Source organism: Pseudomonas salicis (assembly GCF_057128705.1).
This window is the reverse complement of record NZ_JBSKHU010000004.1, coordinates 673,878-696,206: the sequence shown is the minus strand read 5'-3', so window position 1 is coordinate 696,206 and position 22,329 is coordinate 673,878. Positions and strand designations below refer to the sequence as shown.

Sequence of the window (22,329 nt, the reverse complement as noted above, 5' to 3'; positions counted from 1 at the left end):
AAGAATTCGCTTGTGAATAAGCTACACGGCGCTTTCACATGAAACCTAAGACACTTTCATATTTGCCAAAGGCAACAAAATCCGTCCATTACCAAGTAATGCCTCGTGGCTGACGAAAATATCGCCCTTCACCGTCGCCCCCAAAGACCCGGACCACTTTAATAAGCTCTTACTAGGGCTAGTCTCAAACTTAAGACCTGATACCGTAGTGGACCATTTCCCTACCACTTCGATCCTGACTCCGCCAGCTGGTGCCACTGCTGCTGCACCAAGCTGATCTGTTCCTACTTTTGCCCAATGGATCAAAAGATTCTCTGCAGGATGCGACTGAACGGCGTAGAGATAATAAAGCCATTTCAATCCATAATTGCATCTATGTGACTCTATAGAACTTCCCGTAAGATCAATATCTATAGATTCCATATCCGCGTTCGTAGGCGCAGTCCATTCAATCTCCTGCCCCTTCGCACTCGAAGTATAATGTTTACCCCCGCCACCAATATTGCAAAAAAAAGGCTTTCCTGACAATGGCACATCATCTTTACCTATAACTTTGACAGTCATTAAATATTTCGCACTGTAAAACCTACTCTCAGGATGTGACTCGAGTACTCGCCCCACCCTCAGATCATCAACGCTTTGCCATTCAACCTGGAATTTGTACTTGATTGCTGAAATCTGAAATTCGACCGTTTGCCCAGACTTGGAATCTCTTGCCACTAATTTTTTAATGCCTGGAGAATCAAATCCTGTCTCAAGCGCAACCCTGCCGTCGGCGTCAGATTTATGCTTGACTAACGTCCTCCCGTCCAGCAGCCATTCAATTTCAATATTCTGTCGAGGCCTTCCGCCTGCGCTGACCACCAACGAAAAAATTATATTTGGAGATTCATCTATAACATATTCAATCGGTGATACCGGAAGTGGATCGATCAACTCTAAAACAACTGCTTTCACGGAGAAACCGCGCGCTCTACCAGACTTCGGATCTTTCGCCGTAATCGTAAATTCGCCTGCGGTATCAAACGCCTTTTTGAAGATCGCCTTGCCCGTTGAATCTGTCTTACTGCTCTCTGTATTACCGGCCACCGTCCACTCGAGTGTTTTGCCTGACAGGGGGTTACCACCAGCCTGAAGCACAACTGAAAATTCTATATCCGAAGAATGTTTAATCACATATTCCGTTGCACTGGCCTTGGGATCCGTGATTTCCACGGCGACTACTTCGAGTTGAAAGTTGTGCGTTTTTCCGGAGTTAGGATCTTTCGCCGAAACCGTAATGGCCCCCGCTGCATCGAACGCATTCTTGAAGGTCGCCTTGCCTGCTGAATCGGTTGTACTGTTGCTTTTATTACCGCCCACTGTCCATTCAATCGTTTTGCCCGACAGCGGCTCGCCCCCCGCTTTCAACACCACCGAAAACTCAACATCCGCAGAATGCTTGATCACATATTCAGTTGCACTCGCCCGGGGATCTGTGATCTCCACAGCATACACATTGACGTCAAACATCGTCTGCACCTGGGTATCCAACACCCGCGCTTTTACAACTTGCTTCGCCGCCTGACCCGCCGTGAAGGTAAGGTCCTGCGTCGCTTTTCCTGCACTGTCGGACGTACTGGTGGCTTTCACGCTGTCGCCCACCAACCATTCAACCTTCAAGCCGGATACAGGTTGCCCGCCTGCCTGGAGCACGACTGAAAACTTGATTGCGCCAGAATGCCCCACGATGAATTGAGTGGCGCTGGCCGTAGGGTCAACGATCACCAGAGGCCCCACCGGCACAGCCGCACTGGTGCCCTTGATCATGCGTTGCGCCTTCGACAAGACCGTTACCGACGCCGTGCCGGAATCATTAGCGGTGCACGCCGTTTTTGCCAAGCCCTGTGCGTCAGTCTTGCTCGCAACAGGGTTGGGTGTGCCAAAGGTCGTCGACCACTCAACATCCACGTTGGTTCTGGGCTTTTTGTCCAGGCCCATCAACTTGCACGACACCTCCGCAGGAACGCCGACAATGACCGAAGGTTTGGTAAACGCGACCGATTGAAAGTAATACAGCTCGACGTTGTCTTGACTGGAAGCAAGTACCGCCGTAAACCCGTCACTTGATAAACCGCCTTCGAACTGTATCTTGGCCTTGCTGACGCTCGAAAATTTGGACAGGTCAATTTCTGGCGCGGCCTGAAAACTGGCGTCGTTATTTCCGGTGAGTGATGTCGCTCCAGCCCCGATAATGGAATCCCCGATTTTGATGTTGCAGGTGTCGATCTTCTGTCCCCAGTTCCACTTGGCGCCAGGTATCGACTCTTTCCCCACCCGCTCCGTTTTAGTGGTAAACACCGCTTTGTCCGGGCCGGTTTTAACGGAAATACCAGGACGTCCCCATTTCAACAGGCGGCCCATTCTCAAGACTTGCTTTCCCGTCACTTTATCCGCGCCTTCACCGGTCACACAGTCTACGGAAAACTCGTACTGCATCAGTCCTACATGGGCATCTTCTGTCGCAACCAAACCCTCCAGAAAGAAATTATTACCGTCCCCCAACGACGTGTAGGTTTTATCCATGCCATCAAGATTCACACGATACTTACCATCATTAGTGGACGAAATGGTGTACTCAACACCCGCTACAGGCTTGCCGTCTTTATCCACCAACTTGACATTCAGCATGTAGGGATTGTCACGACCGAGCAACATCGGCGCCGTCCCGTACACATCATCGCCGCTGATCGAAAATTTAAATGTACGCCCGTTTTCGTTATGAGTGCTCATGATGTTCCTCTAGCGCGTTAGCGTAAACGATTGACTCAACAGACTCACAGACACTGCGTTAATGCCGCCGAGTCACGAATGGTTATTCTTCAGAAGACCGGGAGTTACCTGCGCGCGGTCGAGCGTTTATTTTTTGTTTTCCTGGTTCGTTGATCGACCAGAGGCACGTTGCCTGCCAACATGACCAGATACCCGTTTAACGCGGCGACCCGCTCAACCTCTGTTATATCGCCATTGACCAACTCGACAATGTTTTCAGACGGTGTTCCAGACCAGGTCGGCGTGCCGCCTTTCAACCTGACAGGGAATTGCGAATTGACACCTTTATCGGGGACCGAAAACGGAACATTTCCCATCGCTTGTTCCGCCCCGTTATACGGTGGCGCTTTGCCCTGCACGCAGACCCAGTTTACGGTAAGTTCATCACCGGCTTTAAGCGTTGCGGACTGGTAGTTATACAACCAACCCAGTCTGTAAGTTTCTTCGGAATACTCCAGCGGATAATCGGTGGCCGCGTGCACGGTGAAGTCCACTGCCGTACTGCCTGGCGAAGCGCTCACGTTGAACGCGACGCCATCCTTGGTCGACCTGTACGTGTCACCCAGGCCTTCTATATCCAGACCGTAAAGAGCCGGATTGCCGTCAGTGACGTCGAGGGTGAACGATACGTCCTCGAGGGCTGCGCCGGGGTTGACGGCACTCACCGCTTTGACGAGCAGGGTGTAGGGGGCAACGCGGGAAATCAGCCGTGGGGATTGTGCATCTTCAAGCTCGCCGCTGATTTCCAGGGTGAACTGCACGCGGTCGCGGGCCAGTACATCAAAGGTCTGTGTCACCGTGGTACCGCTCACCGTCGCGGTCACGACGTGCCTGCCAAGGGTGAAGGTGGAATTGAAGGTCGCCTTGCCTTCCTTGTCGGTCCGAGTGGTGCGAGTCGTTTCTGCCTTTTTGCTGCGCGAGCCCTGCCGGGTGACCACCCAGGTAACCTGCGAACCCACCGCGGCCTGGCCCCCGGCTTCAACCCACACCGAAAATACGATTGGCTCGCCATAGCCCATCACGAAATCCCGACGGCTTTGATCGGACTTGATGATTTCTGGCAGAGGATTGACCGTGGTCAGCTCCGTCGTTTTGTTCGTTGTGCCCTCGGTGGCTTTGGCCGTGGCGGTTACGCTGACCTTGCCCAGCGCGCTTGAGGTGAAGGTGACAACGGCCTGGCCGTTGGCATCGGTTTTCGAGGTCATCGCCGAGAGCTCGCCAAACGGTTTGTCGGCTTCATCCTTGGCTGCCCACGTGATCGTCTCATCAGGACGCGGTGTCCCATCCAGATTAACCAGAGAACAGAGCACGTCGACCGCAATACCCTCAATGACGACGTCATTGAATCTCACGTACTGGAAGTAAGGACGGTTGAGGAATATGACGGGATTCAACACGATTTGCTTGCCATTGCTGTAAGCCGCATAAAGCTGCGCCTCTCCAGCTTCCCGACTGCGCAGCTCCGCGACGGCGACACCCTCATTGTCGGTATAGGTTTCAGGCCGTTGAAACTCGCCAAGGGTTGAATACCAGGAGACCGCGCGATCGGCTGCCTTGTTGCCCAGTCCGTCGACCAGCGCGACTTGGCAACGGATGGGCTCCAGCTTGTTCGAAAGCGCCTCGGAGGGATCGACCAGGGGCGATTCGAAGTCAATGGAGTCTTCGTCACAGTCAATCCTCACGGGTGGCGCCTTGAGTTGCTCATCCAGGCCAAACCTGGCAATCACGATCGCAACCCCCATCTCACTGCCGCTCTGGAGCATTGTTTGAGCGACGCCTTCGCCGTTGGTGACACTCTGGATATCGACCAGCTCGCCGAGATCGGTAGACCAACGGATGGTCACGCCTTCATAGGGGTTGTCCATCACATCACGCAAGGTAATGGTGTAAGTGGCTTGATCCGTTTCACGCTGCGCAACCAGATAATCCGGCGTCACCGTGATGCTGCTGGACACACTCTGGCCGGCTTCATCCCCTGCGGCGGGCAAGGTATCGGTGAGGCAGCTCAAGGCCAGTTCGGCCGCTTGGCGATAGTTTTCAACGGGGCGCGTGGGCGTCAGGCCATGCAGAGCAAGCAAAGCTTTTGCGTCAAGGCCGGTGTGACCGCTGAGCGCGCCCACTCTGGCCACGGTATCCAGATGCTGCAGGGTAAAAATGACGCCTTCGGCATGGACGCTGTAGGCCAGCGCCAGCACCTCACGAATGCCCAGGTGCAGGAAACCGGCCAGTTTGCTCGCGCCACTTTCCCGGAGCAGCTGCTGGTCGCCCGGCTGCGAACCCTCCCATAGCGTGTTGATCAGACGGAAATAGTCCAGCAGCGTGTCTTCGTTCTGCTCACTCAGACGCAGCAGGGCGGCGTACTGCGTGCTCCAGTAGGCCAGTTGCATCGACAGCTCGCTGTTCTGCAATCCGAACCAGACCGGTTGTTCCCTCAACTGCGTAATGAAAGCCGCGCTGAGTTGCAGGTGGTTGGCCAGCGTGGCGCGTTTGGAAAGCGCATCGAGGACGAGCAATACGCCATCACCGATAGGCACTTTGGCCGCGTCGTTGCTGCCGTAGACCCGGAGCACTTCGGCCAGCAGTTGGTAGCGATCGCCGTCGCTCCAGAAAAGTAGGGCCTTGGCAACGTCCGCGGAGGTGCTCAAGTACCCCGCCAGCCCTTCCATCAGCAGTGCTTCCTGGCCCCCGCGCGCGCGCATGATCATGTTGGTGATCTTGGGGTGAAGTTCCTCCACCTGCAGATCAGCATCCTCAAGCACCTTTTTCACCTCGGTGCTCAAACTTTCCTCGAACGATTCCTCGTTGTCCTCGCCGATAAAAAGCACCAGCCCTCGGGCGCCGGGGTCTTTATCACCGGCGTCGATGAATTTTTTCAGTGCCTGCAGCCAGTCAATGGGCGCAGAGACATACACCTCTTGCTCGTCTTCATCGAGCTCCAGGGTCACGGATACCTCCGGCGCACCTACCTGAGCAAAGCTGCTATCGGTGATCAGCGCTGAGCGCAGACGCGTGTGCATTTGCTGCAACAGCCCCTGTTCGGCGTCGGTCGCCACGGGTTGGGTCGCAGACGGCAGCACCAGCCGGCACAGTTGCGCGACTGACCAGCGGTGGTCTTTCAGCCAGTTGGCGGCGTCCATCAGGGCATGGATCACACTTAATGTGTCCGTGTTGCTGGAGGCGTGATACGAGGCGATCTGGGTGGTACCACCGAGTCTGGAAACCAACTGGCTGCCGCCGTCGTCGAGCAACTCCAGCAGCGCCAGCGCTTCAATGGTGCTTAGGCCCAGGTAACGGGGCAGACGTACCAGTCGGTAGAACGCCGACACCACCTCGCGCGACCAGGCCAGGGGCTCACCTGCACAGGTTTGCTCGATGACCCTGGCGACATAGCGATAGGTTTCGAACGTGATGCCAAGGGCGGCGCACAAATGGTCGATCTTCTGCCGGGCAGCCTCGTCACCGGGCTTGGGGGTTAGGGTGAACGGCTGGTCATCGAGTGTCAGCGGCACGGAAAACAGCGCCTGGCTGTTGAACACGCGATCGAATTGCGATGCGGTCTTGCCGCGCCCGTACAGGTTCAATCCGTACAACAGCGCCGCGAAGTCTTCGGCGGCGACGTGATGCCGCCGACGCAGGCTCTGAAACAGGCCCAGCGCCCGCAGGGTGTCTTGGGTGATGTGCCAGGAGGTCGGCGCTTCGTCCTCCGCTCGCCGGGTGGCTTGCGCTGCACGCTGCTCGCCCTGCATCGACGCTTCCAGCAACAGATCGACCTCATCGAACGGCAGCTCAAGCCAGCGGGCGAGGCGAATCATACGATTCATCCGGTCGACGCGATCAGGCGTCATGTTGGTGATGCGGTGCAGCGGACCCGAGGCTTTGTCGGTATCGGCAGTCAGGGTTTCGATGCCCATCGCGGGTGACTGGCCTGCGTTGATATAGACCGAGCCTGACTGGCTGGCGTCGACCTCGCCCTCGCCAGTCACGTTCGCGGACCGGCTGGTGGCAAACGCGCCCACGCTCAAGAGCGCTTCAAGCTCTTCAGTGCTCAAGCCCATACGCAGGCAGAAGGTCTGGGTGTCCTCCAGCTCGATGAAGCCGCCGACCCCGAAATTGTCGAGATAGAAGGTCGTAGGGGCGTCAGCATCGGCTTTGGTCAGCAGGTGGGTACGCGGGTCGATGCGCCAGTCCGTACTTCCCAGCGGATGCCCAGCGCCGTCGGCTTCAGGAAAATACGGCGCCTCCAGCAGCAACCCTTGCTGCACCGGACCGAAACCGGTGTCCTGAATCAGCGCGGTGTCCGAGAGCAACGAGTGAACACCCGGCTCTTTGAAATAGGGGTATGCAGGGTCGGCCGCGCGAATGGTATCGCCCAGCGTACGATCCTTGCGGCCCAGCGCGTGATTGATCTGGCTGGTGTAACGCTCGAATGGCAGCGCGTTGGGGTAGCGGGCTTCGAGCAAGGCGTCATCGACGGATTTTTCTTCGAGCCCGATGCCATCCAGGTGGCTGCGAATCGACTTTTCCAGGATCTCGTTGACCAGCACGAGGGTCGGCTCGACCCGGTTCAGCGCGGTGTGGTCCAGCATCAGATCCTTCAGGTCCGGGCGACGCTGGTCGAGGGTGATGACCTCGTCCTGTATGCCCGTGGCTTCAAGGTCTTTGGCGTAGCGATAAAGATCGGCGAGGTACGCCACCGGCGACGCGGTGGCTTCGATGGCATCCGGCGGGCAGTGATTCGCCCAGTCCGGGTTGAACATGTCGGTGTAGGTCGGGCCGTCCACCAGCCCCTTGATGCCGGTCGGTGGCCGGTTGGCCTGACGCACCGATGCAGTCAGGCGCTGCTCACGGAACTGCCGGGCAATGACCACGGACATGGCCTGGGCCCGGGCGTGCAGATCGCGCGCCTCGCTGATGTGCATCTGCGGGTTCTGTTCCATCAGCCTGGGGATGCCGGCGTTGGCCAGGCTCATGACCGAGCTGAACTGTTCGGATAACGCAGAGGTACTGACGGTCTGCTGAGAACCCTTGAGCAGGATATCCAGCGCGGAGACGGACTTGGACGCAGGTTTACCGGTTTTTTTGGCCATGGCAGTGACTCATCCTGAGGTGATGCTTCCTTGAACGGGTCACAAGGCCCTGTGAAAAGCTAAGCACGGCTTAGGGAAACCTGTGGGGCACATCGGACCAGCGGCCCACTCGAACGAGGCCCCTCGATTCAAGTCATTACAGGTCAGCCACGCTGGGGCAGGCGGAAAACCCGCAACATGTCAGACACTTCCGGTTTTTACCCGGTAAACGTCTCGAAACGCTGAAAAAACCCCTTGGCCGGTTAGTCGGCACCCCCTCCGATGCTTTAAAGTAACGCCCCCAGCTTCAGTGCCGTCTTGGCGCTGCGCCTACCCTGCCAGGAACCGTCATCGATGGAACATCGTGAAGCGTTGATCGCGCTGCGAACCTTTCTCTCCACCCAGATTCTCGGGCAGGAGAAACTGGTCGAGCGCCTGCTGATCGCTCTGCTTGCCGATGGCCACATGCTGGTCGAAGGCGCACCGGGTCTGGCCAAGACCAAGGCGATCAAGGAACTGGCCGAAGGCATCGAAGCCGAATTTCATCGCATTCAGTTCACCCCCGACCTGCTGCCTGCCGACATCACCGGCACCGAGATCTATCGCCCGGAAACCGGCAGCTTCGTCTTCCAACAGGGTCCGATCTTCCACAACCTGGTGCTGGCGGACGAAATCAACCGCGCCCCGGCCAAGGTCCAATCGGCGCTGCTGGAGGCCATGGCTGAACGTCAGGTCAGCGTCGGACGCAGCACGTACGACCTCTCCCCGCTGTTTCTGGTGATGGCCACGCAAAACCCCATCGAGCAGGAAGGCACCTATCCCCTGCCGGAGGCCCAGCTCGACCGCTTCCTGATGCACGTCAAGATCGGCTTCCCAGACGCCAACGTCGAACGCAAGATTCTCCAGCAAGCACGGGGCGAAGCGTTGAATGGCGAGACCAAACCGGAACGGCGCGTCACCCAGCAAGCGATTTTCGCCGCCCGCAAGGAAATCCTCGGGCTGTACATGGCCGACGCTGTGGAGGAATACCTCGTTCAACTGGTCATGGCGACCCGCACCCCGGCCAAGTTCGACGCCGAGCTGGCCGAGTGGATCGGTTACGGCGCCAGCCCCCGTGGCTCGATCTCCCTGGACCGCTGCGCCCGTGCCCATGCATGGCTGGCCGGTCGGGATTTCGTCAGCCCCGAAGACATTCAGGCGATGGTCTTCGACGTGCTGCGCCATCGCATCATTCTGTCGTTCGAAGCCGAGGCTGCGGGCATCGATCAGGACCGCGTGATTCAGCGCATTCTTGACGTCGTCGCCGTCGCCTGACCCCATGCAGCCCTATCTGATTTCCCAACCGGGCATCCGTATCAGCCTTGCCGAGCTGATCGAGATGCGTCATCGCGTGCGGGAAGTGCAGCTGTTTTCCTCCCCCGGTCGGCGCAGCCCGCTGATCGGCCTGCACCACTCCAAGTTGCGCGGGCGCGGCGTGGACTTTGATCAGGTGCGGGTCTATCAGGCCGGCGACGACGTACGCACCATCGATTGGCGGGTCACGGCGCGGACCCAGGAACCTCACACCAAGCTGTTTCATGAAGAACGCGAGCGGCCGATCTTCATCATGGTCGAGCAGAGCCGTCGGCTGTTTTTCGGCTCGGGCCTGATGTTCAAATCAGTGCTAGCGGCCCAGGCGGCGGCGTTGATCGGCTGGGCCGCGCTGGGGCACAACGACCGGGTGGGCGGGCTGGTGTTCGGCGACAACGAGCACTACGAAATCAAGCCGCGACGCAGCAAACAGAGCCTGCTGCAGTTGCTCAACCGGCTGGTGCGGGTCAATCAGTCCTTGCACGCGGAAGCCGTCGCCGACCGCGACACCTTCGGCGTGGCGCTGCGTCGAGCCCGTGAAGTGCTTCGGCCTGGCAGTCTGGTGTTCATCCTGTGTGACGAACGAGCCCTTTCCGAGTCCGCCGAACAACAACTGTCGCTGCTGTCACGTCATTGCGACCTGTTGCTGCTGCCCCTCTCCGACCCGCTGGATCACGCGCTACCGGCGGCAGGACTGCTGCGGTTCGCCGATCGCGGTGCGCAATTGGAGCTCGACACGCTCAACCCCGACCTGCGCCAGACCTACCGTGCCCAAGGCGAAGCCCGTCAGGCACGCTGGGAGCTGCTGGCGCAAAAGCTGCGGGTGCTGATGATTCCGCTGAGCACACAGCAGGGGATGGTCGACCAACTGCGCGACTACCTGAACGCCAACCAGCCGGTGAAACAGAAATGAGCCTGCTGGACCAGCTGCAACCGATGATCCTGCCCGCGCCGGTCAGCGCCTGGCCGCCCGCCCCCGGTTGGTGGATCGTACTGGCCCTGTTGCCTGCGCTGGGTTACGGGCTGTGGCGGGCGCGGGTCTTCCTGCCCAAACGAGCCCCCGGCGAAGCCGCCGAACAGCCGCTGGACCCGCGCCGTCAGGCTGCGCTCATCGAACTGGCGCAGATGCCCAAACCCTATGACGGCGCGCCCGCTGGCGCCTGGCTGCAACAGATCAACGGCCTGCTCAAACGCCTCTGCCGCAACGATTACCCCTACAGCCAGAGCCACACCCTTAACGGCCGCAAATGGCTGGCGTTTCTCGACAACCGCTGCCCGGCCGCCGGTCTCACCCGCTGGATGATTCTGGTGGAAGGCGCCTACAAGCCCGAATGCAAGCTCGACGACAAGGCGATCAACGGCCTGACCCAGTCGGTCGACACCTGGATTCGCAAGCATGTTTGAACTCGCCTGGCCCTGGGTCTTCGCCCTGCTGCCGCTGCCGTGGGTGCTCCGTTTCGTGCTGCCGGTGGCGGACAGCGGCGAAGCAGCGCTCAAGGTGAGTTTTCTCAGCGAACTGGAAGGCCTCGCGGGTCGTCGTGCACGTGCCCACCTCCCCGGCTGGCGGCGGCAATTGCCGTTCGTGCTGCTCTGGCTGTTGCTCTTGTTGGCCGCGGCGCGCCCGCAGTGGTTGGGCGAACCGTTGCCGGTGGCTGCCAGTGGCCGCGACCTGCTGGTGGCGGTGGACGTCTCCGGCTCGATGGATTACCCGGACATGGTCTGGCAGAACGATGAAGTGAGCCGTCTGACGCTGGTCAAACAGCTGCTGGGTGACTTCCTCGAACACCGCAAGGGGGACCGGGTCGGCCTGATTCTGTTCGGCAGCCAGGCCTACATGCAGGCGCCGCTGACCTTCGACCGCAAGACCGTGCGCGTCTGGCTGGACGAAGCGCGCATCGGCATCGCGGGCAAAAACACCGCCATCGGCGATGCCATCGGCCTGGCGCTGAAACGCTTGCGATTGCGTCCGGCCCAGAGTCGGGTGCTGATCCTCGTCACTGACGGCGCCAACAACGCCGGCCAAATCGACCCGGCCACGGCTGCGCGACTGGCCGCAGGCGAAGGCGTGAAGATCTACCCCATCGGCATCGGCGCTGACCCGGACAAGGGCGCCACCAGCATTCTCGGCCTGAACCCGAGCCTGGACCTCGACGAGCCTGCTCTCAGAGAAATCGCTGACCTCACCGGCGGCCAATATTTCCGCGCCAGTGACGGCGCCCAACTGGAAAAGATCGGCAAGGCCCTCGACACCCTTGAACCCGTGACGCAACAACCGACCCAGGCTCGTCCTGCCCATGCGCTGTATCATTGGCCGCTGGCGTTCGCGCTGGTGTTGAGCGTGCTGCTGGTGATTCACGAACGCTGGCCGCAAAACCCGCTGTATCGCTTTCTGGCCCGCCAGCCTGTTTTGAGCCAAGGCCCGCAATGGCGCCAGCGCTTCAAGCGTTTGCGGAGGCGCCGATGATCACGTCGTTGCTCGCCCTCTGGCCCCATTGGTTGCGCCCGTGGTGGCTGTTGCTGCTGCCGTTGCTCGGCTGGCTGATCTGGCGCCTGTGGAATCGGCAGAAACGCGTCGGCCGCTGGCAAATGATCTTGCCGAGCGCCTTCCACGCCACGCTGCTTCGCGGCGGCAGTGGTCGAGAAAGCAAGCTGCCGTGGATCGCGTTGAGCGTCGGTTGGCTGCTGGCCTTGCTCGCCCTGCTCGGGCCCAGTTGGCAGCGGGTCGAACAGACCAGCCAGAAACCGGTGGACCCGCTGGTGGTGTTGCTGGAGCTGAGCCCGGAAATGCTCGCTGCCGACAGCCCGCCCACGCGCCTCGAACAGGCCCGGCGCAAGCTGCTCGACTTGCTGCAAGCCCGTGGCGATTCGCAAACCGCGATCATCGTCTACGCCGGAAGCGCCCACACCTTGGTGCCGCTGTCCGACGACCTCGGCACCAGCAAAAACCTGCTGGACACCCTTAAGCCGTCGATCATGCCGGAAAGCGGGCAGCGCGCCGATCTGGCGGTGAACAAAGCGCTGGACCTGCTGAAGCAGGGCGATCTGGGCGTCGGGCGTCTGCTGTGGATCGGCGCGTCGCTGAACGACGGCGAACGAATGGGGATTCGTCAGGCCATGACCGGGCACGCGCCGCAACTCCTGCTGCTCGGCGTCGGCACCGCTGAAGGCGCGCCGGTCGCTCAGGAAAAAGGCGGTTTCCTCAAGGACGCCCAAGGCGGCATTCTGGTGCCCCGACTGGACAGCGCCAGCCTCAAGGATTTCGCCGATGAACTGGGCGGCCATTTCACCTCACTGCGCCTGACCGATGAAGATTTGCACGAACTGGGCCTGCTGGACGCGCCCCACGACCTGCGCAGCCAGGGCCAGACCGTGCAGCTCGACAGCTGGGCCGATCAGGGTTACTGGCTGTTGCTGCCATTGTTGCTGCTCGCGGCCTGCGCCGGGCGTCGCGGCTGGGTCCTGTGTCTGCCGGTGCTGATGCTCATGCCGCAACACAGCTACGCGTTCGACTTCAAAGACATGTTCCAGCGCCCCGACCAGCAGGGCCAACACCTGCTTCAGCGCCATCGCCCCGCCGAAGCCGCGCAGCGTTTCGAAGACATTCAGTGGCAGGGCATCGCGCTCTATGAAGCCGGAGATTACGCCGGTGCCGCTCAGCGTTTCGCCCAGGGCAACACGGCCGCCGACCACTACAATCGCGGTAATGCGCTGGCCAAGAGCGGGGAGCTGGATGCGGCCCTCGACGCCTACGAACAGGCGCTGGAGCGCCAGCCCGACTTCCCCGCCGCCGCCACGAACAAGGCGCTGATCGAAGAGATGCAGGAGCAGAACAAGCAAGCGGCCGCTGAAGACGCCAGCGAAGGCAAGACCGAGGGCGAAGACAACGCCGACAAGCCCCAGACCGGCAGCCCTGAACAGCAACCGTCGAACCCGCAATCCTCCACATCGGGGGACGAGGACAGCCAGAACAGCAATGCGCAATCGATGTCCGGCGCCAGCGACAACAACGCGCCGTCCCCGGACGAGGATGAACCCGCCCACATGCCGAGCCGTCCCGCCGATGGCCCGATCAACGGCGAACAGCGTCAGGCACTCGAACAGTGGCTGCGGCAGATCCCGGACGAACCCGGTGAACTGCTGCGTCGTAAATTCTGGTACGAACAACAGCAGCATCAGGAAAAAGCTCGATGAGTCGTGTGCACACTGTGGTAATCGCCTGGCTGCTGTGCCTGTTCGCCCTCGTGGCGCAGGCCGACACGCCCGCTGCGACGTTGCAGGCCAGCGTTGATCGCACGCGTGTGAACACCGGGGAAACCGTCGAGCTGACGCTGGAGTCCGACGACGCCACGCTCTTCGGCAAACCTGACATGACCGCATTGCAAACCGACTTCGACGTGCGCGACACCCGCCAGCTCAACAGCCTGACGACCCTCGAAGGCAACGTCCACGCCACCACCCGCTGGCTGATCACGTTGATGCCGCGCCACAGCGGTTCGATCGAAATTCCGCCGCTGCAACTGGGCGAACTGATCAGTCAGCCGATTGCCCTGCAGGTGGTCGAGGTCGAGCCGTCCGCGCAGGCTCAGGAGCAGAAGCTTGCGCCGGTGTTCATGGAAGCGAGCCTCGATCAAGACACTGTCTATGTGCAGGCCCAGGCCGTGCTGACGGTCCGCATCTATCATTCGGTCTCGCTGTTTGACGACAGCAGCCTTTCTCCGCTGCAAGTGCCGGATGCACGGATCGAAAAACTGGGCGACACCCGCACCTATGAAAAGCAGATCAACGGCATTCGCCATGGCGTGATCGAAATGCGCTATGCGTTGTACCCCCAGCAAAGCGGCGACCTGACCATCCCCGCGCAGGAGTTCAGCGCAACCATGGTGCAGGACATTCCGGAAGTCAGCACCGCCGCCGCGACCAGCCAGCCTGCCGTTGCAACCAGCCCGAAGCCGGGCAAGCTGATGCGGGTGACGTCTGCACCGCTGCCCCTGAAGGTAAAACCGCAACCTGCGAATTACCCCGCCAACACGCCGTGGCTGCCCGCTCGCAGCATTAATCTGAGCGAGAACTGGAGCCCTGATCCGGCGCACACGCAGATTGGCGATTCGCTGACCCGCACGCTGGTCATCAAGGCTGAGGGGCTGTCGAGCGCGCAATTGCCGCCGCTGCCCGCCACCGATGTGAGCGCGTTGCGGCGCTATCCTGACCAACCGCAGCTGAACAATCAGGTCAACGAGCGCGGGTTGGTGGGCAGCCGTGAAGAACGTGAAGCACTGGTGCCGAACCGTCCGGGGGCCATCGAGATTCCGGCGGTGGACGTGGTGTGGTGGAACACGCTGGAAGATCATCTTGAGCACAGCGCCCTGCCCGCCCGCACCTTGCAGGTCAGCACCAACCCTGCGCTGTCAGTGGACACGCCGGTGAGCGATACCACGGGGGTGACCGTGATCGGCCCGCCCGTGTGGCCGTGGCAGCTGAGTACCGTAATCCTCAGTTTCACCACGCTGTTGGGTTTTGGCCTCTGGTGGCGCGGTCGGTGGCAACCGGCGCTGACCCGCGCCGCGCAGACCGGGCCAAGCCCGCGCACCGTGCTCGATGACCTGAAACGCGCCAGCCTGGCCAACGACCCTCATGCCACCCGTCAGGCGCTGGATGCCTGGGCGCGTCAGCAACCGGAAACCCTCGCTGACATGGCGGCGCGCTTCGTACCTTTGTCCGATGCACTGGACGGTCTGAACGGCGCGCTGTACAGCGAAACCGGCAAACTGTGGCTGGGCGAAGATTTATGGAAGGCCGTGAAAGCACTGCCCGCCATTGAAAAACCGATTGACCCGAACGGCGCAGACAGCCTGCCGCCGTTGTATCCGAAATGAACCTAGCGCTTCGTGCTCTTTGATGAACATACCCTATTCATCTAGCGGTGAATAAACCTGTAGGAGTGAGCTTGCTCGCGATTGCGGTACATCCTTCCCTGATGGGTTGTCTGATGGAGCCCGATCGCGAGCAAGCTCACTCCTACAGGGGGATTGCATTTCTGCTGAAGACCTATTCAACCAAGGTAACCCCATGCGTCTGTTCCACACCTCCGACTGGCACCTGGGCCAGAACCTCCACGGCCAGGAGCGGGACTTCGAACACCAGTGTTTTCTGACCTGGCTGCTGGCCCGTCTGGCCGAGCGCAAACCTGATGCGCTGCTGATCGCGGGCGACATCTTCGACACCGTCAACCCGTCGGTCAAAGCCCAGGAACAGCTCTACGATTTCATCGTCAGCGCCCACGACCAGAACCCGCAACTGACCATCGTGATGATCGCGGGCAATCACGACTCCGGCTCGCGCATCGAACTGCCCGGCCCGCTGATGCGGCGTCTGCGCACCCATGCGCTGGGGCGTGTGCTGTGGCTGGACGACGGCGTGCTCGACGTCGACCGCCTGTTGTTGCCGCTGACCAACGCCAAGGGCAAAGTCCTCGGCTGGTGCCTGGCGTTGCCGTTCCTGCGACCCGCCGAAGTCACCGGCCCCGCGTTGGGCGACAACTACTTGCGCGGCATCGGTCAGGTGCACGAAATGCTCATCGCCGCCGCCAACCAGAAACGCAAGAAAGGCCAGGCCCTGATTGCCATCAGCCACGCGCACATGGCCGGCGGCTCGGTCTCGGAAGACTCCGAACGCAGCCTGATCATCGGCAACGCCGAAGCCCTGCCCGCCAGCCTGTTCGGCGAGAGCATCACCTATGTTGCCCTCGGCCATCTGCACAAGCCGCAAAAGGTCAACGGCGAAACGCGCATTCGCTACAGCGGCTCGCCGATTCCTCTGTCGTTTTCGGAAATCGGTTATCAGCATCAGATCCTCGAAGTCGATTGCGAAGCGGGAAAACTGGCCAGCGTCACGCCGATGCTGATCCCCCGCGCCGTCAACCTGCAACGGGTCGGTCCGGCGCCACTGGCCGAACTGCTGCTGCAACTCAAGGACCTGCCGGACATCGACCTGCTGGCCGACGTCGATCGTCAACCGTGGCTCGAAGTGCGGGTGAAGCTGGACGAACCTCAACCGGACCTGCGCAACCAGATCGAATCGGCGCTGGAAAACAAGGCCGTGCGCCTGGTGCGCATCGCCGCCGAATACGCAGGCAAAGGTGCGCGGGACGACGAAGACGACCGCGACCTGATCGAACTGGACCAGCTCAGCCCGCAAGAACTGTTCAGCCGCGCATGGCGCGACAGCTATGGCAGCGAGGTCGATGAACAAACGTTGCAGGACTTCGCCACCCTGCTTCAGGACGTGCAACTGGCAGACGGACAACCGGAGGGCGAACAGCCATGAAAATCCTCGCCATTCGCCTGAAAAACCTCGCCTCGTTGGCCGGCCCATTTGAACTGGACTTCACCGCTGAACCGCTGGCCAGCGCCGGTCTGTTCGCGATCACCGGCCCCACGGGCGCGGGCAAAAGCACGCTGCTGGATGCGCTGTGCCTGGCACTGTTCGGCGCCATTCCCCGGCTCAACAACATCGGCCAGTCACGGGTGCCCGAGATCGACGGCGACATCAGTACCGCCGACCCGCGCAACCTGCTGCGTCGCGGCACCGGCAGTGGCTATGCCGAGGTGGATTTCGTCGGCATCGACAAACGCCGCTACCGCGCCCGCTGGGAGACCAACCGCGCTCGCGACAACGCCACGAAAAAGCTGCAAAACAGCCGCCAGACCCTGACCGATCTGGACAGCGAACAGATTCTCAGCACCCAGAACAAGACCGAATACAAAACCCTGCTCGAAGCGCGGCTCGGCCTGAATTTCGAACAGTTCACCCGCGCCGTGATGCTGGCGCAAAGCGAGTTCAGCGCCTTCCTCAAAGCCGACGACAAAGAGCGCAGCGAGCTGCTGGAAAAACTCACCGACACGGCGATCTACAGCCAGTTGGGCCGTCGCGCCTACGTCAAAAGCAAAGAGGCCGAAGAGGCGCTGAAAACCCTCAACGCACAGGCCGGGAGCCTGACGCCCCTCGAACCCGAGCCGCGTGCCGAGTTGGAACAGCGTTTCACCGACGCGCAGGAACAGCTGAAATGGAGTCAGGCGCAACTGCGTCAGCTGGAACTCAAGCAGCAGTGGTTCGCCGAATTGAATCGCCTGCGCGACAGTCATCTGGCCGCCAATGAACAACTGGCCAGCGCGCAGCAGATCTGGGATCAACAAGCCAGCGAGCGGCTGCAATCGGGCCAACTGGAGCGACTAACACCTCAGCGGCACCTGTTCGCTCAGCGTAAAAAGCTCGACGATCAACTGGCTCCGCTGGCGGCGCGGATTCAGGCGCAGACCGAACAGCTCAATCAGACCCAAGCGACGCTGACGGACCTCGACGCGCAACTGACCACCGCACACACGGCCCTGCAACAGGCACAGGACGCCCAACAAAACGCCAGGCCTTCACTGAACGAAGCCTTCCAGCAACAGGTGCAGCTCAATCACCTGAACACCGAGCTGCAACAGATCAGTGAACAGGCGCGTATAGCCCAAGTGGCCAGCAACGAGGGCCAGGCGGCGCTGGATCAATGGATCCAGCAGCAGCGTCAGGTCGAAGCCCGTTTGCAGGCCATCGCCGAACAGCTGCAAAACAGCGCAGTGCTGGATGCGCTGGGCCAGTCGTGGGCGGCCTATCGTCCGAGGCTGCAACAGCTCGTGCTGGTCAGTTCCCGCCTGAACAAAGGCCGCGAAGAGTTGCCCGCGCTGGAACAGGCTTCGACCCGCGCCGAGCAAGCATTGAGTGAGCGTCGAAGCGCGTTGCAAGCGCTGTATGACGACGCCGAGGTCAAGGCCGATGCGGTGAGCCAAGAGATCGAACGCCTTGGGCAACTGTTGCAAGACAATCGCCAGCAGCACAGCGCCAGCGATTCATTGGAACGCCTGTGGCAGCGGCATCAGGACATCGCCAGCCGTCTGCAAGACGTGCAGGCCCAACAGCAACATGCCACCGAACGCCGCGCGCAAGGCATCGCCAAAGGCCTACAACTCAAGGGCGAGCACGAAGCCGCGCAACAGGCCTTGAACGTCACGGTCGAGTTGCTGCAACGGCAGCGCCTGGCCCGCAGCGCCAGCGTCGAGCAACTGCGCGATCAGTTGATCGATCAGCAGCCCTGCCCGGTGTGCGGCAGCGAAGATCACCCGTATCACCAGTCCGATGCCTTGCTGCAAGCGCTGTCCGGCCATGACGACGGCGAAGAAGCGGCGGCGCGCCTGAAGGTCAGTCAGCTCAGCGAAACCTTGGCCGAACTGCGCGCCGAGGTGCTGGAGCTGAACAACCAGCTCAAGCAGTCCAAGCCCCAGCTGGATCAGCTCGGCGAGCAACTTCAGAAACTGGCACCCGAGCTGGAAGCCCACCCGCTGCATCCGCGTCTGCTGGAGCAACCCGAGGCCCAGCGCAGCGACTGGCTGAGCGAGCGGTTGCATCAGCTGGCGCAGGACATCCTCGCCGCCGAGCAACGCCAGACCCGTTTGCTGAAAGTGCAGCGCGACGCCGAATCCCTGCAACATCAGGTGCAGGAAGCGCGGGAGGCCAGCCAGCAGGCGATGAAACAGCTGGACGATCAACAACGGAATATCTCGCTCGACAACCAGACCTTTGAAACAGCGTTGCAGGAGTTCGAACCGCTGCTGCCTGCCGAGAGCCTGCCGCTGTGGCGTGAATCTGCGACCGAATCGTTTATCCAGCTGGACAACGACATCGCCTCGCGCGTCCAGCAACTCGACCAGCAAAAGGAAGAGCAGCAGGAACACAGTGAGCGCACGCAGAAAATCGAGCGTGAACAGTTCGCGCAACAGGGTCGCCTTCAACAGCATCAACAACTGCAACAACGGCTCGACGCCAGCCAGCAGCAACAGCAGGCCGTCCAGCAACGTTTGCAGGAAATCCTTGGCGAACAGGCCAGCGCTGAAGCGTGGCAACAGCATCTGGAACAGGCCGTCGATCAGGCGCGCCAGACACAGGCGACCACCACAGACGCCTTGCAGCAGGCCCGTGCCGAGTCGATCAAATTGACCGCCGAACGGGACAGCGAGCAGCAACGCTTGCAGACGCTGGAGCAGGAAGTGACGGATCTGGCGCGTCAGATCGGCGAGTGGCGCAATCAGCACACGGAACTGGACGATGCGGCGCTCGACACCCTGCTGGGCCTGAGCGACGAGGCGGTCAGCCAGTTGCGCCAACGCTTGCAACAGAGCGAGAAAGCGCTGGAACTGAGCAAGGTGCTGGTGCAGGAACGCGAGGCGCAGTGGCAGCAACATCAGGCGCAGCACAGCGACATCAGTGATGCCAAACAACTGGCGACGGTACTGGCCGAAGCGCAGGCCCAAACGGCCACCCATGACCAACTGTGCGCCGACCTTCGTGCGCAGATCAGCGAAGACGAACGTCGCCGCACTGCCAACAGCGAGTTGCAAGCACATATTAAGTCAGCCCACGACGAATACCTGCGCTGGGGCCGTCTGGCGACGCTGATCGGCTCGGCGGAGGGCGACAAATTCCGCAAGATCGCCCAGGCCTACAACCTCGATTTGCTGGTCCATCACGCCAACGCCCAGCTCAAGCAACTGGTGCGCCGCTACCGCCTCAAGCGCGGCGGCAGCATGCTCGGCCTGCTGGTGATGGACACGGAAATGGGCGACGAACTGCGCTCGGTGCATTCGTTGTCAGGGGGCGAGACGTTCCTCGTCTCTCTGGCGTTGGCCCTTGGATTGGCGTCCATGGCGTCGAGCACGTTGAAGATCGAGTCGCTGTTCATCGACGAAGGCTTCGGCAGTCTCGACCCTGAATCGCTGCAACTGGCGATGGATGCGCTGGATGGCTTGCAGGCCCAAGGCCGTAAGGTCGGGGTGATTTCCCATGTGCAGGAAATGCACGAGCGGATTCCGGTGCAGATTCAAGTGCGCCGTCAGGGCAACGGCCTCAGCACAATTGAGGTCACCTGATGGCCGCCCTGCTCTACTCCTTCCGCCGCTGCCCCTACGCCATGCGAGCGCGCATGGCCGTGGCGTATGCCGGCGTATCGGTCGAAACCGTGGAAGTCAGCCTCAAGGCCAAACCGCCGGAAATGCTCGAACGCTCGCCAAAAGGCACCGTGCCGGTTCTGGTGCTGGACGATCAGGTGCTGGAACAAAGCCTGGACATCATGCGCTGGGCGCTGGCGCAGAACGACCCGGACGATTGGTCGATGGCGTCCGATCCCGAGGCGCAGCGACAGATCGCTGAGTTGATCGCGGAAAACGACGGCTCGTTCAAGACTGATCTGGATCGCTACAAGTACGCCGTGCGTTATCCGGAGTTCACTCAGGCCGAATACCGCGCTCGGGGGGAAGTGTTTCTGGGGAGGCTGGAGGGATTGCTGAGCGGACGGGACTTTCTGATCACCGGCCGTTTGACTTTGGCCGATACCGCCCTGGCGCCGTTCGTGCGGCAGTTCTGCTACGTCGATCCAGAGTGGTTCTGGCAGAGTCAGTATCCGAAGTTGCAGGGGTGGTTGAAGCGGTTTCTGGAATCGGCGTTGTTTGTGAAGGCGATTGCCAAATCGGTGTAGCCCCCGCAGCAGCGAGGCTTGCCAGCGGAGGGGCCTTGAGATCGGCCTCGCTAAATTTTTCCAGTCATGAGTGCCAGAAAAAACAACAGCAGGAGCAACACCGCAGCTGCCACATGCGGGATTACCGCCCAGCGTTTCAAGTGGATGGGCATATTCTTCACATCGTCGGGATCAACCAGGCCCTTTCGGATATACATGTTGCTGAAAAGCATCACGCTCGTTGCAAGTCCCAGTCGGTACTGACGGCCTAATAAACCGGTGTTACTCCCTAGTCGTTTAGCCTCGACATTGATTTTGCTGTTTCCGAGTGCGTCTTCAATTTGCTCAACTCTGAAAAGTACGACCCACAAAAGCAAGGCCGCATCGACAATCAAGAGAAGCATGCCAAACGCCATGCTCCAATTCAGAATGAAATTAACGCCCATTGACTGCCTCGTAGAGCAAAAAAGTTAAGTCCTCTGCAATCACCGACCCCACTGTTCCCCCTCCCCACGCCATACCTGCACCCGCCACTAGTACGCAACCCGCTAAAGCGGCTCCACCGGTCACGACTCCAAGCCCAACGCAGATGGCCGGACCGGCTGCTGTTGCAACTGCTCCTCCGGCCCACGCCCCAAATATTCCACCCGCAGCTTTACCGGTTTCCACATACTTCGCCCGAGTACATTCCTCCTCCCGCCCCGTAGAACAGGCCTCTTTAATCTCCAGTGCGCCTACGCCAACGTCCAGGGCAACACCCACGTACGCGCCCTTACTCATCGCACTCGCCATTTTGGTCACGCCCCTGACTTTGCTGGCATAGCCTCTGATGTCACCGGTATGCAGGTAGCTTTTGGTGGAAATACCCAAAATCTGCTTCATCTTGCCTTGGTTGTTCAGGCCCGACCCAAAGCGGCCAATGCCTTTCAGACTCTCCTGCATCCGGGAGAACAGCGCGCGGCGCTGGGCAAAGAACTGATCGTTGGTCACCCCTCCAGCCCGCCACTTCTGATGCAGGGCCTCGGTCTGTTTGAGCAAGTCTTCCAGTGCCTTGAGATGCTTGCTCCACGCCGCTGTGGTGGCTCCGATGCCGATCGAGCCAAACGACATGAAGCTTTGCAGCAGGTCGAAGTTGAGCGTCATGACGTAACTTTCATGGTTTGTCATGCCAATCATCGCCCCGCGAACCTGCGAGGCCAGCTCCATCAACTGCGTTTCTTCGGGGGTGCACAGGTGCGTCGAGCCGTCACTGACGACCACAATCTCCCCTGGCATCACCATGCCATTTCGTAAAAAGGGATTAAGTTGATCGAGCTTCGAACGAGCGCTCATGGAGAGGGCGAGATGATGATCTCTAAGGTGAATATAGTGCCGGGTTTGATCGTTAACGAATGCATAGGGTTGTGACACGTCGAGCTCCTTGCTTTGAAAGGATTGCCGCTGCGCGGTGTCCTTTCCGGGCCAGTAGAAGCCGGACAGTAATTTCAACGTTGGGTGATGTCATCAAACAGGTTGTTGAAAAAGGCCTGATCACAAAGTTTTCGGAAAGCCCCTACA

The 22,329-nt window shown here is 60.3% G+C and carries 13 protein-coding genes; 9 read left to right on the top strand and 4 right to left on the bottom strand.

All coding sequences use genetic code 11. From position 1 onward, the window contains the following. Nucleotides 1–45 precede the first annotated feature (45 nt). Together ACWKWE_RS17850 and ACWKWE_RS17845 are read right to left on the bottom strand one after the other, a co-directional pair. Nucleotides 46–2,772, bottom strand: coding sequence for an Ig-like domain-containing protein (locus ACWKWE_RS17850; RefSeq protein ID WP_483851253.1), 2,727 nt, complete (start codon nt 2,770–2,772; stop codon nt 46–48). Nucleotides 2,773–2,876: 104 nt separating this feature from the next. Beyond that, nucleotides 2,877–7,898 carry a Tc toxin subunit A gene (locus ACWKWE_RS17845; protein WP_483851252.1) on the bottom strand — a complete coding sequence of 1,674 codons (5,022 nt, stop codon included), beginning with the start codon at nt 7,896–7,898 and terminating at the stop codon, nt 2,877–2,879. A 333-nt stretch (nt 7,899–8,231) separates the two neighbouring features. Here ACWKWE_RS17845 and ACWKWE_RS17840 point away from each other — a divergent pair, with 333 nt between their 5' ends. From ACWKWE_RS17840 to ACWKWE_RS17800, 9 genes are all read left to right on the top strand, one after another. Beyond that, nucleotides 8,232–9,191: an AAA family ATPase gene (locus tag ACWKWE_RS17840; protein WP_074757176.1), complete on the top strand. Its 960-nt coding sequence runs from the start codon at nt 8,232–8,234 to the stop codon at nt 9,189–9,191. Nucleotides 9,192–9,195: 4 nt separating this feature from the next. Further along, nucleotides 9,196–10,140: a DUF58 domain-containing protein gene (locus ACWKWE_RS17835; protein WP_166593251.1), complete on the top strand. Its 945-nt coding sequence runs from the start codon at nt 9,196–9,198 to the stop codon at nt 10,138–10,140. Beyond that, a complete protein-coding gene (locus ACWKWE_RS17830) occupies nt 10,137–10,631 on the top strand; it encodes a DUF4381 domain-containing protein (protein ID WP_166593252.1) in 495 nt (164 codons plus the stop codon). Before ACWKWE_RS17835 ends, ACWKWE_RS17830 begins: the two co-directional genes overlap by 4 nt. Beyond that, complete coding sequence (locus tag ACWKWE_RS17825; RefSeq protein ID WP_483851251.1) at nt 10,624–11,691, top strand: vWA domain-containing protein; 1,068 nt, start codon at nt 10,624–10,626, stop codon at nt 11,689–11,691. Before ACWKWE_RS17830 ends, ACWKWE_RS17825 begins: the two co-directional genes overlap by 8 nt. A gap of 8 nt (nt 11,692–11,699) precedes the next feature. Beyond that, on the top strand, nt 11,700–13,418 hold the full coding sequence (locus tag ACWKWE_RS17820) for a vWA domain-containing protein (RefSeq protein ID WP_483851340.1): 1,719 nt from the start codon (nt 11,700–11,702) through the stop codon (nt 13,416–13,418). Beyond that, entirely contained in the window at nt 13,415–15,100 is a 1,686-nt protein-coding gene (locus tag ACWKWE_RS17815; RefSeq protein WP_483851250.1) for a BatD family protein, read from the top strand. Before ACWKWE_RS17820 ends, ACWKWE_RS17815 begins: the two co-directional genes overlap by 4 nt. A gap of 193 nt (nt 15,101–15,293) precedes the next feature. After that, nucleotides 15,294–16,550, top strand: a complete 1,257-nt coding sequence (locus ACWKWE_RS17810) for an exonuclease SbcCD subunit D C-terminal domain-containing protein (protein WP_483851249.1) — start codon at nt 15,294–15,296, stop codon at nt 16,548–16,550. After that, a complete protein-coding gene (locus ACWKWE_RS17805) occupies nt 16,547–20,188 on the top strand; it encodes an AAA family ATPase (protein ID WP_483851248.1) in 3,642 nt (1,213 codons plus the stop codon). Before ACWKWE_RS17810 ends, ACWKWE_RS17805 begins: the two co-directional genes overlap by 4 nt. Beyond that, nucleotides 20,188–20,793 (top strand): glutathione S-transferase, encoded by a 606-nt coding sequence (locus ACWKWE_RS17800; protein ID WP_483851247.1) that lies wholly within the window; start codon nt 20,188–20,190, stop codon nt 20,791–20,793. Before ACWKWE_RS17805 ends, ACWKWE_RS17800 begins: the two co-directional genes overlap by 1 nt. Nucleotides 20,794–20,843: 50 nt before the next feature. Here the strand turns inward: ACWKWE_RS17800 and ACWKWE_RS17795 are convergent, their stop codons facing one another. Continuing rightward, nucleotides 20,844–21,218, bottom strand: a complete 375-nt coding sequence (locus tag ACWKWE_RS17795; protein WP_166593257.1) for a hypothetical protein — start codon at nt 21,216–21,218, stop codon at nt 20,844–20,846. Beyond that, complete coding sequence (locus ACWKWE_RS17790) at nt 21,208–22,182, bottom strand: hypothetical protein (protein WP_483851246.1); 975 nt, start codon at nt 22,180–22,182, stop codon at nt 21,208–21,210. Before ACWKWE_RS17790 ends, ACWKWE_RS17795 begins: the two co-directional genes overlap by 11 nt. Nucleotides 22,183–22,329: the final 147 nt, after the last annotated feature.

Coding starts and splice junctions, on each gene's coding strand:
- ACWKWE_RS17815 (WP_483851250.1), top strand. CDS start 13,415: ATGAGTCGTGTGCACACTGTGGTAATCGCCTGGCTGCTGTGCCTGTTC.
- ACWKWE_RS17810 (WP_483851249.1), top strand. CDS start 15,294: ATGCGTCTGTTCCACACCTCCGACTGGCACCTGGGCCAGAACCTCCAC.
- ACWKWE_RS17850 (WP_483851253.1), bottom strand. CDS start 2,772: ATGAGCACTCATAACGAAAACGGGCGTACATTTAAATTTTCGATCAGC.
- ACWKWE_RS17800 (WP_483851247.1), top strand. CDS start 20,188: ATGGCCGCCCTGCTCTACTCCTTCCGCCGCTGCCCCTACGCCATGCGA.
- ACWKWE_RS17805 (WP_483851248.1), top strand. CDS start 16,547: ATGAAAATCCTCGCCATTCGCCTGAAAAACCTCGCCTCGTTGGCCGGC.
- ACWKWE_RS17830 (WP_166593252.1), top strand. CDS start 10,137: ATGAGCCTGCTGGACCAGCTGCAACCGATGATCCTGCCCGCGCCGGTC.
- ACWKWE_RS17825 (WP_483851251.1), top strand. CDS start 10,624: ATGTTTGAACTCGCCTGGCCCTGGGTCTTCGCCCTGCTGCCGCTGCCG.
- ACWKWE_RS17835 (WP_166593251.1), top strand. CDS start 9,196: ATGCAGCCCTATCTGATTTCCCAACCGGGCATCCGTATCAGCCTTGCC.
- ACWKWE_RS17840 (WP_074757176.1), top strand. CDS start 8,232: ATGGAACATCGTGAAGCGTTGATCGCGCTGCGAACCTTTCTCTCCACC.
- ACWKWE_RS17795 (WP_166593257.1), bottom strand. CDS start 21,218: ATGGGCGTTAATTTCATTCTGAATTGGAGCATGGCGTTTGGCATGCTT.
- ACWKWE_RS17845 (WP_483851252.1), bottom strand. CDS start 7,898: ATGGCCAAAAAAACCGGTAAACCTGCGTCCAAGTCCGTCTCCGCGCTG.